At 74.9% G+C, this 14,394-nt stretch carries 9 protein-coding genes and 1 pseudogene; 4 read left to right on the top strand and 6 right to left on the bottom strand.

The window, feature by feature from the left end; all coding sequences use genetic code 11:
- The first annotated feature begins 293 nt into the window (after positions 1-293).
- The 3 genes from AB0J67_RS00585 to AB0J67_RS00575 are packed head-to-tail and all read left to right on the top strand — an operon-like array spanning position 294 to position 4,845.
- Positions 294-1,343 (top strand): hypothetical protein, encoded by a 1,050-nt coding sequence (locus AB0J67_RS00585; protein ID WP_363474713.1) that lies wholly within the window; start codon positions 294-296, stop codon positions 1,341-1,343.
- Positions 1,340-3,079, top strand: a complete 1,740-nt coding sequence (locus tag AB0J67_RS00580) for an ABC transporter ATP-binding protein (RefSeq protein WP_363474711.1) — start codon at positions 1,340-1,342, stop codon at positions 3,077-3,079. The genes AB0J67_RS00585 and AB0J67_RS00580 overlap by 4 nt, the downstream gene beginning before the upstream one ends.
- Positions 3,080-3,093: 14 nt before the next feature.
- Positions 3,094-4,845: an ABC transporter ATP-binding protein gene (locus AB0J67_RS00575; protein WP_363474717.1), complete on the top strand. Its 1,752-nt coding sequence runs from the start codon at positions 3,094-3,096 to the stop codon at positions 4,843-4,845.
- A gap of 3 nt (positions 4,846-4,848) precedes the next feature.
- On the opposite strand, the pseudogene AB0J67_RS00570 reads toward AB0J67_RS00575, so the two are convergent.
- From AB0J67_RS00570 to AB0J67_RS00545, 6 genes and pseudogenes are all read right to left on the bottom strand, one after another.
- Positions 4,849-5,589 (bottom strand): annotated as a pseudogene (locus AB0J67_RS00570) (class I SAM-dependent methyltransferase); the annotation flags it as partial.
- A 99-nt stretch (positions 5,590-5,688) separates the two neighbouring features.
- Positions 5,689-6,864 (bottom strand): macrolide family glycosyltransferase, encoded by a 1,176-nt coding sequence (locus AB0J67_RS00565; protein WP_363474709.1) that lies wholly within the window; start codon positions 6,862-6,864, stop codon positions 5,689-5,691.
- Entirely contained in the window at positions 6,857-8,173 is a 1,317-nt protein-coding gene (locus AB0J67_RS00560; protein WP_363474707.1) for a condensation domain-containing protein, read from the bottom strand. The genes AB0J67_RS00565 and AB0J67_RS00560 overlap by 8 nt, the downstream gene beginning before the upstream one ends.
- Entirely contained in the window at positions 8,170-8,409 is a 240-nt protein-coding gene (locus AB0J67_RS00555) for an acyl carrier protein (RefSeq protein WP_363474705.1), read from the bottom strand. Before AB0J67_RS00555 ends, AB0J67_RS00560 begins: the two co-directional genes overlap by 4 nt.
- Positions 8,406-11,270, bottom strand: coding sequence for an amino acid adenylation domain-containing protein (locus tag AB0J67_RS00550; protein ID WP_363474703.1), 2,865 nt, complete (start codon positions 11,268-11,270; stop codon positions 8,406-8,408). Before AB0J67_RS00550 ends, AB0J67_RS00555 begins: the two co-directional genes overlap by 4 nt.
- Positions 11,267-12,736, bottom strand: a complete 1,470-nt coding sequence (locus AB0J67_RS00545; protein WP_363474702.1) for a class I adenylate-forming enzyme family protein — start codon at positions 12,734-12,736, stop codon at positions 11,267-11,269. Before AB0J67_RS00545 ends, AB0J67_RS00550 begins: the two co-directional genes overlap by 4 nt.
- Positions 12,737-12,879: 143 nt before the next feature.
- Here AB0J67_RS00545 and AB0J67_RS00540 point away from each other — a divergent pair, with 143 nt between their 5' ends.
- Positions 12,880-14,328 carry a condensation domain-containing protein gene (locus AB0J67_RS00540; protein WP_363474700.1) on the top strand — a complete coding sequence of 483 codons (1,449 nt, stop codon included), beginning with the start codon at positions 12,880-12,882 and terminating at the stop codon, positions 14,326-14,328.
- Positions 14,329-14,394 lie beyond the last annotated feature (66 nt).

Below are 14,394 nucleotides of genomic sequence, written 5' to 3'. Positions count from 1 at the left end.
AGGTCCTGCCCGCCTACGACAGCGGCGACCACATCCACCCCAACGACACCGGCGCACAGGCACTGGCCGCGGCCGTCCCGCTGTGGCTGCTCTGACCGATGCCGGATTTTGCGCGGATTGGCGTGATCCACCGGCTTTGCTGGCATGCAACAAATCTGCACATGCAAATAGTTGCTTGAGGAAAGCGCTTACCCGTAGCGTGGCATTGCGTGGTTCGGTCTCCTGACCGAGACCGAGAAGTGCAGATGAGGGCGGCCGGCATGCCGCCCTCATCTTCTTCCTGGGACGGTGTGATGGCGCAGCTGCTCGCACTTGTGCAGAAGACCAAGCCCTACCCCCTCGCGGTGGCCGGCCCCGCCGACTTCCGGTGCGAGCAGGCGGGCTCCGTCGACCCGAGCGTCGTGGTGACCGACCCGGCCTACAGCCTGTACTGCCTCGACCACGGCACCGGCCGCGCCCTGTTCACCAGGACAGACGCCGACCTCAGCCGCGTGCCGTTCCACTTCCTCGCGCAGTACGAGCACGCCACCGGCCTGGTCGCGCTGTCCTACGCCGAGCTGCACGCGCTCGACACGCCACCTGCGCGCGGCGTGTTCCTCTACTCGACCGGACGGTGCGGCTCGACGCTGGTCGCCGGTGCGCTGGCCGCGCGCGGCGGCCTGGTCGGGGTGTCCGAGCCGGACGTGCTCACCCAGCTCGTCACGCTCGCCCCGCGCCTGCCCGAGGCGGAGCTGCGGCGGCTGGCGCGCAGCTGCGTACGGCTGCTGTCGCGGGGACGGCCGGTCGCGATCAAGCCGCGCAGCTTCGTGATCGAGCTCGGCTGGCTGCTCCACGAGGAGTTCCCGCACTTCGCCTCCGTGTTCCTCTACCGCGAGCCGCGAGCCTGGGGGCGCTCGACCGCGCGGGCGTTCGCCGGCTACGACCCCGCCCTGGTCACCGACCCGGCGGCGGTGCAGGACCGGCTCGGCACGATGATCCCGCTGGTCGCCAGGCGGCGGCGCCGCCTGGGCAGGCTGCTGTCGCCCGAGGAGGTCATGGCCTGCCAGTGGGTGTCACAGCTGGAACGCGCGATGGCGCTGCGGCACCGGGGGGTCGACCTGTTCACCGCGACCTACGAGGACCTGCTCGCCGACCCGCAGGCCGTGCTGGGGTCGCTGTTCGCCCACTGCGGCCTGCCCGCCCCGGCCGCGCTCGACGAGATCCTGGCCGCGGACTCCCAGGCGGGCACGACCCTGTCCCGGTCGGCGACCGCCGCCCGCGAGGACGGCGCCGCACCGGCCGGCTTCGACGCGGCCGCGCTGGACCGGGCCGTCGCCGACCTCTGGGTGGAGCTGGTGCGGTGACCACGCGCGAGCTCATGGCCGCGGGCACCAGGCTCTGCGGCCGCATGATCCGGTCCGAGCCCCGGCTGTTCGCGGTGTCGCTGGGCGGGGCGTGCCTGGTGGTGCTGCTGTCCATCGGCGGCGCGTTCGTCATCGGGGCGGTGGTGGCCGACGTTGTCGCGCCGATGCTGGACAGCGGGCGCGCCGACGCCGGGCTGCTGGCCTTCGCCGCCGCCGTCCTTGTCGGGCTGAGCGCGCTGAAGGTGCTCGGCATCTTCAGCCGCCGGCTGGGCGCCGTCCACCTGCAGCAGAGCCTGCAGGCGCGGCAGCGCAAGCGCATCGTGCGCAAGTACCTCAGCCTGCCGCCCGCCTGGCACCGCGACAACCCGACCGGAGCGCTGCTGTCCAACGCGTCCTCGGACGTCGACGCCGCCGCGTCACCGGCGGGCAGCCTCGCCTACGCCATGGCGACGGTCGCGCTGCTGGTCGGGGCGCTGCTCGCGCTGTTCGCCGTCGACTGGACGCTCGGGCTGGTCGGGCTGGTGGTGTTCCCCGGCCTGATCACGGTGTTCGCCGCGTACTCGCGCCGGGTCGCGCCCCGGCACCGGCTCAGCCAGGCCACGCGGGCGCAGGTGACGGCGCTGGCGCACGAGAGCTTCGACGGCGCGCTGACGGTGAAGGTGCTGGGCCGCGCGGACCATCAGACCATGCGGTTCGCCGCGAAGGTCGACGAGCTGCGGGCGACGCTGGTGTCCATCGGCCGGGCCCGCGCCTGGCACGACCCCGCCATCGACGCGCTCCCCCAGCTCGGCACGATCGCCGTGCTGGTCGTCGGTGCCTGGCGGTGCGAGCAGGGTGCGCTCGGGCTGAGCGAGCTCACCACCGCGGCCTTCCTGTTCGCGCTGCTGGACATGCCGATCCGGGCCATCGGCTGGCTGCTGGGCGCGATGCCCCGGGCGGTCGCGGGAGCCGAGCGGGTGGACCGGGTCCTCGCCGCCGCCGACGACGCGCCGGACGGCGCCCGCGGGCTCGGCGGCGGGCCGGTCGAGCTGCGCCTGCAACGGGTGAGCGTACGCGGGCTGCGGGACGTGTCGCTGCGGGTGGCGCCGGGCCGGGTCGTCGCGCTGGTGGGGCCGACCGGCGCCGGCAAGTCGACCGTGGCGGCGGTCGCCGCGCGGCTGCTGCCCCCCGAGTCGGGTGCGGTGCTGGTCGGCGGCGTCGACGCGCGCGAGCTGACGGCCGAGGCGCACGCGGCGGCGGTGGCGTACGTGCCGCAGGTGCCGTTCGTCTTCCAGGACACCGTGCGGGCCAACGTCGGGCTGGACCGGCCCGGCGTCGACGATGCCGCGATCTGGCAGGCGCTGGCCGTGGCGCGGGCCGACGGCTTCGTCCGGGCGCTGCCGCAGGGCCTCGACACCGGGCTCGGCGAGCGCGGCGCCACCCTGTCCGGCGGGCAGCGCCAGCGGCTCGCGCTGGCCCGCGCGCTGGCCGGGCGGCCGCGGCTGCTGGTGCTCGACGACGCCACCAGCGCCGTGGACCCGGTGGTCGAAGCCGACGTCGTCGCCGGCCTGCGCGCCGCGCACGGCCCGGCGATGCTGGTGGTCGCCACCCGCCGCCCGACCATCTCGCTGGCGGACGAGGTCGTCTTCCTGGACGAGGGTCGTGTCGTCGCGGTCGGCGCGCACCACGAGCTGATGGCGGCCGAGCCGGGCTACCGCGACCTGCTGGCGGCGTACGACCGGAAGGTGGCGGCGTGACGGACGGCGGCACGATGGGGGACACCCTGCGCCGGGCGCTGCGCCTGTCGCCCGAGCTCCGGACGGGCCTGACGGTCACCCTGCTGCTGGCGGTGGGCATGACCGCGGGCCGGGCCGCCGTGCCGGTCGCGGTGCAGCGGGGCATCGACGACGGGTTGCGCGGGCCGGGCGGGCCGGACTTCGGGGTCGTCGCGGTGATCGGTGCGGCCGGGCTGGCGGTGCTCGCCGCGTCGATGCTGTGCGGGTACGCGATGATGCTGCGCCTGTTCGAGGTGAGCGAGACGGCGCTGGCGGCGGTGCGGGTGAAGGTGTTCCGCCACATCCACGACCTGCCGGTGCTGCGGGTCGGCGCGCAGCAGCGCGGCGCGCTGGTGGCCCGCGCGACGTCCGACGTGGACCAGGTCACCTCGTTCCTGCAGTGGAACGGCGTGGTGCTGTTCATCTGCGTCGGGCAGACGCTGGTCACCGGCGCCGTGATGGTCTTCTACTCGTGGCCGCTGGCGCTGCTGGTACTGGCGGTGTTCGCCCCCGTGGGGTGGGTGGTGCGCGCCTGCATGCGCAACCTCGCCGACGCCTACGGCGCGGTGCGGCAGCGCTCGGCCGAGATGCTCGCGGTCGTCTCGGAGAGCGTGGTCGGCGCCGAGGTGATCCGCTCGTACCATGCCTCCGCCCGCACCGTCGCCCGCCTGGACGCCGCGGTCGACGCGCACCGGCTGGCCGCCCAGCGGGCCTCCCGGCTGACCGTGACGGCGTACTCCGTCGGGGAGCTGGCCACGGGAGTCGCGCTCGCGGCCACCGCCGTGCTCGGGGTGCTGCTGGGCGTGGCCGGGCGGATGACGGTCGGCGAGATCGCCGCGTTCCTGTTCCTGGTGGCGCAGTTCGCGCTGCCCGCGCAGGTGGCCGGAGAGATGCTCAACGGCCTGCAGAACGCCGTCGCCGGATGGCGGCGGGTGCTCGACATCCTGGACGTCGCACCCGACGTCGCCGACCACGCCGAGGCGCGCGACCTGCCGCCGGGGCCCGTCCCGGTGCGGCTGCGCGCCGTGGGCTTCACCTACCCGGACACCACCGAGCAGGTGCTGCGGGACGTGGACCTCGACATCGCGGCGGGCAGCCGGGTCGCGGTCGTCGGCCGGACCGGGGCGGGCAAGACGACCCTGGCCAAGCTGCTCACCCGGCTGGTCGAGCCGACCGCGGGCGAGATCCTGCTGGCGGGTGTGCCCCTGGACCGGGTGCGGCTGCGCAGCCTGCGCGAGCGGGTGGTGCTGGTGCCGCAGGAGGGTTTCCTGTTCCACGGCACGCTGGCCGACAACGTCCGCTTCGGCCGGGGCCTCGGCGACGACGAGGTGGCCGAGGTGCTGCGCGAGCTGGGGCTGCTCGACTGGGCGGCCGGGCTGCCGGACGGGCTGGACACGGTCGTGGGCGAGCGCGGCGAGGGTCTCAGCGTGGGTGAGCGGCAGTTCGTCGCGGTCGCCCGCGCCCACGCCACGCGCGCGGACCTGCTGATCCTGGACGAGGCGACCAGTGCCGTCGACCCGGCGAGCGAGGTCAGGCTGCGTACGGCGATGGAGCGGGTGTCGCGCGGGCGGACCACGATCACCATCGCGCACCGGCTGGCCACGGCCCGCGGCGCCGACGAGGTGATCGTGATCGACGACGGCCGGGCGGTGCAGCGCGGCCACCACGACGAACTCGTGGCGGCGGCCGGCTCGGCGTACGCGAAACTGCACGAGGCCTGGCTGGCCGGCGAGCGGGCCCTGGCCTGAGGATCAGGCGATGAGCAGGCGGAGGCCGAGCTCTGCCGCGTCCAGGCCGACGAGGTCGCGGTTGCGTTCGGCCCACCGGCCCGAGGCGAGGTCCGCCCGCAGGCGGTGCACGGCCCGCTGCTCGACCTGCGGCCCGAGCCTGCTCCAGACCGATGTCCCGCGGCGGATGCTCTCGTCCAGGTAGGCCTCGGGGCGCCGCCAGTACGCCTCGAAGAAGCCGTCGACGCAGTCCCACGGCACCAGCACCGGCTCCAGGCGGGCTCCGATCGCGTCGGCCAGCTCGCTCACCGAAGGCCGCCCGGCCAGCAGGTCCGAGACTTCGGGCAGGTAGTCGCGGGTGAGCCAGAACCGGTCACGCCAGCCGTCGTCGCTGGTGTCGTGCGTGAACACCACCACCCGCCGGGCGACGCGCCGCAGCTCGCGCAGGCCCGCGATCGGGTCCGGCCAGTGATGGACGGTGGCGAAGGCCATCGCCGCGTCGAAGGACTGGTCGTCGAACGGCAGGCTCTCGGCGGATCCCACCAGGCACGGCGCCGCGTCCGGGCGGCGCTGCGCACGCATGACCGCCGACGGCTCCACCGCGAGGACGTGGCGGTCGCGGGGTTCGTACGAGCCGGTGCCGGCCCCGACGTTCAGCACTGTGCGCGCGTCGCCGAGCGCGGCCCAGAGCTGCGCGGCGATCCGCGGCTCGGTGCGCCGGGTCGCGGTATAGGAGGTGCCGATGGTGTCGTATAGCTGCGCGCCGGACATGTCGCTGTCTCCCTGGCCGTCCGTCCCCATGCGCCACACACTATCGAGGCGACCGTCCGGCGGGCAGACCCGGCGCACACGCCGCGGGACCGGTCACGGCAGGCACTGCTCGATGATGTCGGCGGCCCGCGCCGCGCCGCCGGAGGTGGCGACCGCGCGGCGCATGTGGCCGACCCCGTCGGTGATCGCCGGGTCCTTGACCATGAGCTCGACCGTGTCCTTGAGCCCGCCGGGCACGGTCAGGTCCGCGGGCAGCCGCGCGCCCAGGCTCAACTGCTCCACGCGCAGCGCGTTCGCCTCCTGCTCCAGGGTCTGCGGCACGGCGAGCACGGGCACGCCGTGGCTCATCGCCTCCATGACCCCGCCCATGCCGGCGTGGCAGACCATGGCGGTGGCGTGCGCGAGCACGTCGAGCTGCGGCACGAAGCGGTGCACCTCGACGTTGCGGGGCAGCCGGCCGAGCGCGGCCAGGTCGATGCGCTCGCCGACGGCGAGCACGACGTGCCAGTCGCTGCCCCCGAACGCCTCGGCGCAGAACCGGTAGAAGTCCGGCCGGGCGTTGTAGACGGTGCCGAGGGTGACCAGGACGACGTCGCGGTCGCGGGGCGGCTGCCAGCGCAGCGGGGTGCGGCGCAGGCACGGCCCGACGAACCGGTAGCCGGGACCGAACAGGTCCCCGGCGTACTGGAACGAGCGCGGGTAGAAGGCGAGGTGCGCCTCGGGCCGCGGGCTCAGGAACTCGTCCGGATGCAGGGTCGGGCAGTGGGCGCCGAGAAACATCTCCAGTTTGGACAGATAGGTGTGCAGCACCGGGTCGGCCGGGTCGAACGCGTTCAGCGCCTGGCCCATGGACCAGTGCTCGTTGGAGACGAGCATCGGCCACAGCTGCACCATGGGCACGTCCAGGCGGGCGGCGAGCACGCGCCCGGCGAACGCCATGCGGTCGAAGACGATCAGGTCGGGGCGGTCGTCGCGGTACACCGGCTGCAGCCCCTTGAACGCGGCCTCGGCCTCCTCGAGGAAGCTGAGCAGGCTGTGGCTGATGTAGCCGTCGCGGGAGGGAACCCGCACCGACGGGTCGCTGTCCGGCGGGCGCAGCGACCGGTACGGGCGCACGACGGCGCCGGCCTCCTCCACCACCGCGCGCCGGTCCTCGGTGGTCGCGTACGTGACCCGGTGCCCGCGGCGGGTCAGCTCCCGCACCACGGCGAGCGTGGGGTACACGTGCCCGATGGCGGGGATGTTGAAGAACGCGATGTGCCTACCCACGGGACGCCACCATCTCGGAGAGGCGGTCGCCCGGCCGGGCCACCGCGGCGGACAGGATCTGCTCGTAGCGGCGGCCCAGCTCGTGCACCGTGTCCGGCCGGAACAGCGCGGTGTCGTACCGGATGCCCGCGCGCAGCCCCGCCTCGTCCAGCCGCCAGATGTCGAACACGAGGTCGTGCAGCACCTTGGCGTGCCCGTGCGGGAACCCCTCGACCTCCAGCCCGCCGAGCTGCGAGGCGAGCACCGGGTTGTCGTTGCGCATGCTGAACACGACGTCGAACAGCTGGGTGCGGCCGGGGTCGCGGGCGACGCCCAGGGTCGCGATGATCCGGCCGAGCGGCACCGACTGGCGCTGCAGTCCCCCGATGACGGTGGTCCGGGTCCGTCTGAGCAGGTCGGTGAAGGTCGGGTCGCCGGACAGGTCGGCGCGCAGCGCGAGGGTGTTGGCGAACAGCCCGACCACCGGCTCGAACTCGGCCCGGACGCGCCCGGCGACGGGCGTGCCGACGCAGAAGTCGTCCTGGCCGCCGCGTTCGCGCAGCAGCACCTGTAACGCCGTCAGCAGCACCATGAACGGCGTGCAGCGGGCCTTGCGGGACAGCTCGACGACCCCGGCGGCCAGCTCCGGGCCCATCTGGTGGATGTGCTCGGCGCTGTGCGCGGACTTCTCCTCCGGGCGCGGCAGGTCGGTGGGCAGCTCCAGCGACGGTGCCCCGGCCAGCCGCTCGCACCAGTACGCAAGGTCGGCGGCCTGGTCCTGCTCCGCCTGCCACTGGGCGAAGTCGCCGTACTGCAGGTCCAGCTTGGGCAGGTCGGGGACGGCGCCCTCGAGGGCGGCCAGGTAGGCGGCGCGGATCTCGCGGCCGACGATGCGCAGCGACGCGCCGTCGGCCAGCAGGTGGTGCATGGTGAAGCACCAGACGTGATGGTCGTCGGCCAGTCTCAGCAGGCAGGAACCGACCAGCGGGTCCTCGGTGAGGTCGAGCAGCCGGTGGGTGCGGGCCCGCATCAGCTCGGCCGTCCGCGCGTCGCGCTGCTCGGGCGGCAGGTCGCGCAGGTCGATCAGCTCGGTGCCGAGCCCGGCCGGCGGCATGACCACCTGGACGGGTTCGCCGTCGCGCAGCACGAACCCGGTGCGCAGGCTCTCGTGCCGGTCGACGACCGCGCTCACGGCGCTCTCCCAGGCGGGCACGTCGAGCGGGCCGCGCAGCCGCCAGTTGAGCACCAGGATCGGCGAGGCGTCGCCGGGGTACGCGGTGCACAGGTACCAGAAGCGCTGCTGCAGCGCCGACAGCGGAAGGTGTCTCACCGCCGCTCCTCCACCATCCGGGTGATCGCGGGCAGGGTGTCGGCGCCGGGTCCGTCGCCGAGGTCGACCTCGACGCCGAACTCCAGGTCGATGGCGTCGATGAGCCTGAGCGCGCCGAGCGAGTCCAGGCCGAGGGCGCGCAGCGACCCTCCGGTGAGCGCCTCGTCGGCCGTGACCGCACCGGTGGTGGCGCCATGGACGAGCTCGGCCAGGCGCCTGCTCAGGTCGGTGGTCACGGCTGCTCCCGCAGGTACTGCGCGATGTCGGCGATGGTCGGGGTGTCGAAGAAGACGTCGAGCGGCACGTCGCGGCCGAGCTGCCGGCTGATCCGCACGCTGATCCGGGTGATGGTCAGCGAGTGCCCGCCGAGGTCGAACAGGTCCTCGTCGAGGCCGATGTCGTCGACGGACAGCACCTCCTGCCAGATCTCCCGCAGCACCCGCACCAGCTCGTCGTCGTCCGGCGCGTCGTGCTGGTCCGGGGCGGTCCGCGCCGGAGCCGGTGCGGGCAGGGCGGCGCGGTCGAGCTTCCCGCTCGGGGTGACCGGCAGCCGGTCGAGCACCGTCCACGAGGTCGGCACCATCGCGGCCGGCAGGTGCTGCCCCAGGTGGCGGCGCAGCTCCGCGGCGTCCGGGGCGGTGCCGCGCGGCACCAGGAAGCCGGCCAGCTCGCCGCCGTGCAGCGCGACGGCCGCCTGGGCGACGCCGGGATGCTCGCGCAGCCGGGCCTCGATCTCCTCCAGCTCGACCCGGTGCCCGCGTACCTTGACCTGGCTGTCGGTGCGGCCGCCGTAGACGATGCGGCCGTCTGCCGACCAGCGGCACCGGTCGCCGGTGCGGTAGAGCCGCCCGCCCGCGAACGGGTCGGGGCCGAAGCGCTCGGCGGTGAGGTCCGGCCGGCGCAGGTATCCGTCGGCGACACCGGCGCCGCCGATGCACAGCTCGCCCCATACGCCGACGGGCAGCGGGCGCCCCGCCGGGTCCAGGATGTAGGTGCGGGTGTTGGCGATCGGGCGGCCGATGGTGACCGCGTCCGGCCGGTCGGGGATCTCGTCGGCGGTCGACCAGATGGTGGTCTCGGTCGGCCCGTACACGTTGACCAGGCGGGCCACCCGCGCCCGTAGCCGGGTGGCCAGGTCGAGCGGAAGCGCCTCGCCGCCGGTCAGCGCGGTGACCGCCGCCCGGCCGTCGAAGCCCGCTTCGAGCAGGACCTGCCAGCCCGACGGGGTGGCCTGCACATGCGTGACGCCCGCGCGCTCGATCAGCTCGGCGACGGCCCGACCGTCCATGGCGCTGACGTCGCTCGCGATGACCAGGCGGCCGCCGGTGACCAGCGGGAGGAGCAGTTCCAGCCCGCAGATGTCGAACGACAGCGGCGTCAGCCCGAGCCACCGGTCCCCCGGCCTGCTGCCGACCGTCTCGGCCATGCCCAGCAGCAGGTTGGCCAGGGCGGTATGCGGCACCACCACCCCCTTGGGCCGGCCGGTGGTGCCCGAGGTGTACATGACGTACGCGGTGCCGGGCGCCACCTCGCCGCCGGGGCGCGCGGGCGGGACGGTGCCGAGGTCGTCGAGCACCAGCGCCGGATCGGCGTCGGCGAGGATGAGCGCCTGCCGCGCCTCGGGATAGGACGGGTCGACAGGCACGTACGCGGCGCCGCTGCGCATCACGGCCAGCATCGCGACCAGGGCCCGCCACCCGCGCGGCATGCGGATCGCGACGAGCGCCCCCGGGCCGGGCAGGCGGGCGGCCAGCTCGGCCACGGCGAGGTCGAGCTCGGCGTAGGTGAGCCGGTGCGCACCGTCGACGACCGCGATGTCGTGCGGGCGCATGCGCGCCTGGGTGCTCAGCAGCTGGATCACGGTGCCGCGCTGGTCCCGGGCGGTGTCGTTCCAGCCGTGCAGGACGGTGTCGAGCTCCGGCGCGGGCATGATCGGCAGGGTCGCGACGTCGGCGTCCGGGTCGGCGGCGACCGCGGCCAGGACGGCGCGCAGATGCTCGCCGATGCGCTCGGCCGCGCCTACGGGCAGCCGGGCCGGGTCGTGCTGCAGGTTCACGGACAGACCGGCGGGGCCGTCGACGATCTGCAGGTGCAGCGCGTTGCGGGCGGCCCCGCTGAACAGCGTCCACGCCACCTCGGCGGCCACACCGGCAAACCGCGGCGCGGGGCCGCGGCGCCGGTAGCCGACCGACACCGCGGTCAGCGAGGGCGCGGCCCGCAACCCGCCGGTGACCTGGGCCAGCGGCACGGCCCGGTGCCGGTACAGCTCCCGCAGCCGTGACCGCAGGTCCTCGGCGTAGGCACGGAACCGGCCCGTCGCGGGCGCCACGGTGACGGGCAGCTCGTTGACGTGCAGTCCGATGTGCCGCGCGGTGTGCGGGGTGCGGGTGGACAGCCCGATCGCGACGGGCAGCCCGTCGTTGCCGTAACGGGAGAGCAGCACGTGGATCGCGGCAAGCAGCACCTCGAACCGGGTGAGGCCGTCAAGGTCGACGGCGGGCAGGGCGACCTCCACGGCGTGCCCCGGCACGGCGGTCGCGGCGACGCCGGTGAGCTCGGGCAGCACGACGTCGCCGGGGGACGTCCGGTGGCGGGCCCAGTACTCGCGGGCCGCCGCCACGGCCTCGTCGCCGGGTTCGCCGTCGGCCGCGGCGGGCAGGGGCGCGAGCTCGGCTCCGGCGTACGCCGCGGCGAGGTCGTCGAGCAGCAGGTCCTTGGACATGCCGTCGAAGACGAGATGGTGGGCCGTGCACAGCAGCAGGTGCCGGGTCGGCGCCCGGCGCAGCAGGGTGAACCTGGCCAGCGGCCCCCGGCCCAGGTCGTACGGGCGCTCGATCTCCTCGCGCACGCGCTGCTCGCTGTACGGCGCGTCGCTCAGGGTGATCTTCTCGGCGGCCGGCACCAACCGGGGCAGGTCGCCGTCCAGCGCCACCGCCGAGGCCAGCACGGGGTGCCGGGCGACCACGGCGGCGCACGCCTCGCCGAGGGCGTGCCGGTCCAGCTCACCGTCGAACCAGACCCCGAGGGCCATGTGGTACGCGGTGCCCGCCGCCCGCGCCTGCTCGGTGAACCACACGCCGTGCCTGACTGGATTCACGCGTCACCTCCGGTGCCGGCGGGGAAGAGCTCCACCAGCTGTCGTTTGAGGACCTTGCCCCCGTCGTTGCGCGGGAGCTGTTCGAGGACGAGCAGGTGGCCGGGCAGCTGGTGGTCGGCCAGCCGCTCGGCGAGGAACGCGCGGACGGCGGGCAGGCCGAGCTCGCCGGCATCCGGGCGGGGCACCACCACGGCGGCCAGCCGCTCCCCGAGCACGGGATGCGGCACCCCGACGACGGCGGCCGCGGCGATCGCCGGGTGCTCGTGCAGCGCGTTCTCGACCTCCAGCGTGGAGATCTTGTACGCGCCCGACTTGACCACGTCGCTGTCGCGGTCGGACAGGTACAGGTAGCCGTCGCGCAGGCGGCCCAGGTCACCCATGCGCACCCAGCCGTCCTGGAAGGTGGCCCGGGTGGCGGGCTCGTCGCCGAGGTAGCGGCGGGCGTGCGGCGAGCGCAGCCACACGTGGCCGGTCTCGCCGTCGGGCACCGGGATGCCGTCGGCGTCGGTGACGCGTACCGCGCCGGGCAGGACCCGGCCGACCGCGTCCGGGTGCCGCGGGTCGAAGATCATGTTGGTGTGCGCGGGCGCGGCCTCGGTGGACGTGTAGTGGTTGGCGATGGCCGCGTTGGGGAAGGCCCTGGTCAGCCGGAGCGCGACGGCCGGCGGCAGCGGCGCGGCGGTCGAGCCGACCAGGTGCACGCCGGACAGGTCGAGGCCGTCCAGGGCACCGGATTCGAGCAGCTCGATCGCCATCGCGGGCACCAGGAACACGGTGCCGACCTCGGGCAGCCGCGCGGCGAAGCGGCGGGGCGTGAAGCGGGGCAGCGTCAGCGCCGCGGGCCGGGCGGTGAGGGCGTTGAGCAGCATCGTCTGCGCGGCGTTGGTGCCGATCGGGAACGCGTGCAGGAACTGCCGGGAGTGGGCCAGCGCCATGCGCCTGGGGTGGCTCGGCAGGCCCGCGGTGAGGTTGGCGTGGGTGGCGGCGACGGGCTTGGGCGTGCCGGACGTGCCGGAGGTGAACAGGATCTGGGCGACGTCCGCCTCGCGCGCGTGGTCGTCCCCGTCCGGGTCACCCGCGGCGACCAGGGCGTCGACGTCGGCGGGTCCCTCGATCACCAGGTCGGCACCGCATGCGGCCAGCAGCCGGGCCAGCCGGGCAGGCGGCAGCTGGTCGGGCAGCGGCACGGCGACTGCGCCCGCCCGCTGCACGCCGCAGTACGCGACGGCGAAGCTGGTCCAGTCGCGACCGGAGAAGACCAGCCCGACCGCCGCGCCGGGGCTCAGGCCGCGGGAGCGCAGCGCCGAGCCGAGCGCGGCCGCGTCGCGGTGCCACCGGTCGAAGGTGAGCGTGTCGATCCCGGCGACCTCGATGGCGACCTGTGCCGGGTGCCGGGCGCGGCGCGCCGCCAGCAGCGCGGGCACGGTGCGGCAGGGCGCGAGCGGGTGTTCGCCGATCCCGGGCATGGGAGAACGTCTCCTAACGCGACAGGGAGCGGGGATCGGCATCTCGCCCGCGTATCGACACGAGTCTGCATCCGGGTCCGTCGATGAGGGATCGGCCGAACGGAGGAAAGCGCTTTCCGTTACCGGCGTCCTACGCTGTCGTGATGTCCATCGATGGCCGCCACCTCGCCGCCGCCGCACCGGTCCCCGCCGCCGCGACCTGGCACGCCACGCGGGCGAGCGCACCGTTCGCCGGGCCGCCCGACCCCGGCGCGCCGCTCACCTGGGGGCAGCGGGCACTGTGGATCGCCATCCGCCGCCACGGCGCCGCGCAGGCCATGTTCAGCCTGCGCCGGGTGGTCGCCGCACCACGCCGCACCGCGCTCGACGTGCCGGCGGCACTACGGGCGGTGGGAGCCCTCGTCGCGCGCCACTCGTCACTGCGCACCCGGGTCCGCGAGGTCGACGGCGAGCTGCGCCAGCTCGTGGCCGAGCGGGGCGAGCATCCGGTGCTGCTGGTCCCGCTGGCGCAGCCGCCCGCCGACGACGGCGCGGCGCTGGCCCAGCAGGTCGCCGCCGACCTCGCCGCCACGCCGTTCGACCACGGCGCGGAATGGCCCCAGCGCATCGCGCTGCTGGTGGCGGGCGGGCGGGTGTGCCAGGTCGTGGTCGTCTTCAGCCACACCACCGTCGACTTCCGGGCCGCCGAGCTGGTCCTGCGCGACCTGCGGCTGCTGCTGGTACGCGGCGCCGTGCCCACCCCGCCGCCGGCCCAGTCGGCGGACATCGCCCGCCTGGAGCAGAGCGAGCGCCAGCAGCGGCGCTGCGCCCGCGCGGTCCGGCACTGGCTCGACGGCACCCGCCGCCTGCCCGCCGAGACGCTGCCCGCCGTCGGACCGGCGCTGGTCCCCCGCTTCCGGCGCTGCGTGCTCACCTCGCAGGCCGCCGACACCGCGGCCCGGATCATCGCCCGGCGCGAGCGGGTGTCCAGCTCGACCGTGCTGCTGACCGCCGTCGCCGGCGTCATCACGGCCTGGTCGGGGCAGGACACGTGCGGGATCTACACGATGGTCAACAACCGGTCCGCCGACGAGTACCGCGAGGCCATCTCGAAGCTCAACCAGCTCGGTCTGCTGGTCGTCGACCTGGACGACCGGCCGACCTTCACCGCGGCGCTGCCCCGGGTGTGGCACGCGGCCGTCGAAGCCTACCGGCACGCCTACTACGACCCCGAGGACATGGCTCGGGCCCACGCGGCCGCCGGGCTGCCGTACGCCACCGGCGTCAACCGGCACTGCTACTTCAACGACATCCGGCTCGCTCCCGAGGCCGAGCTGCCCGGCCCGGAGCCCGAGGCGGCGGCGCTGCGGGCGGCGCTGTCGGACACGACCTTCGCCGAAGCCGAAGGGCTGGACACGTTCACCTGGCTGATGCGGGTCGAGGTCATCGACGCGCCGGGCGGGATGGGCCTGGCCGTCACCGGCGACACCGCCCACCTGCCGCCCGCCGTGGCCGAACGGTTCCTGCGCGACCTGGAGCGGCTGCTGGTCGACGCGGCGCTCGGCGACCTGCCCTGGCCCTGGACACGCCCGGTCCCGGCCGCACGCGCGTAGCCACCGGGTCCGCCGGGCGCCGCACGGCCGACGCGGGAGCCGGCGATCGCCGGCAGCGTGGACGCT

Origin of the sequence: Catellatospora sp. NPDC049609 (genome assembly GCF_040675365.1) — a bacterium.
Classification (GTDB): Bacteria; Actinomycetota; Actinomycetes; order Mycobacteriales; family Micromonosporaceae; genus Catellatospora.
The sequence above is the reverse complement of the archived record's forward strand: the minus strand, read 5'-3'. Positions and strand labels throughout refer to the sequence as shown.

Bases quoted from the DNA above. Each gene is read 5' to 3' on its own strand.
- AB0J67_RS00545 (WP_363474702.1), bottom strand. From the start codon at position 12,736: ATGCCCGGGATCGGCGAACACCCGCTCGCGCCCTGCCGCACCGTGCCC.
- AB0J67_RS00585 (WP_363474713.1), top strand. From the start codon at position 294: ATGGCGCAGCTGCTCGCACTTGTGCAGAAGACCAAGCCCTACCCCCTC.
- AB0J67_RS00540 (WP_363474700.1), top strand. From the start codon at position 12,880: ATGTCCATCGATGGCCGCCACCTCGCCGCCGCCGCACCGGTCCCCGCC.
- AB0J67_RS00575 (WP_363474717.1), top strand. From the start codon at position 3,094: ATGGGGGACACCCTGCGCCGGGCGCTGCGCCTGTCGCCCGAGCTCCGG.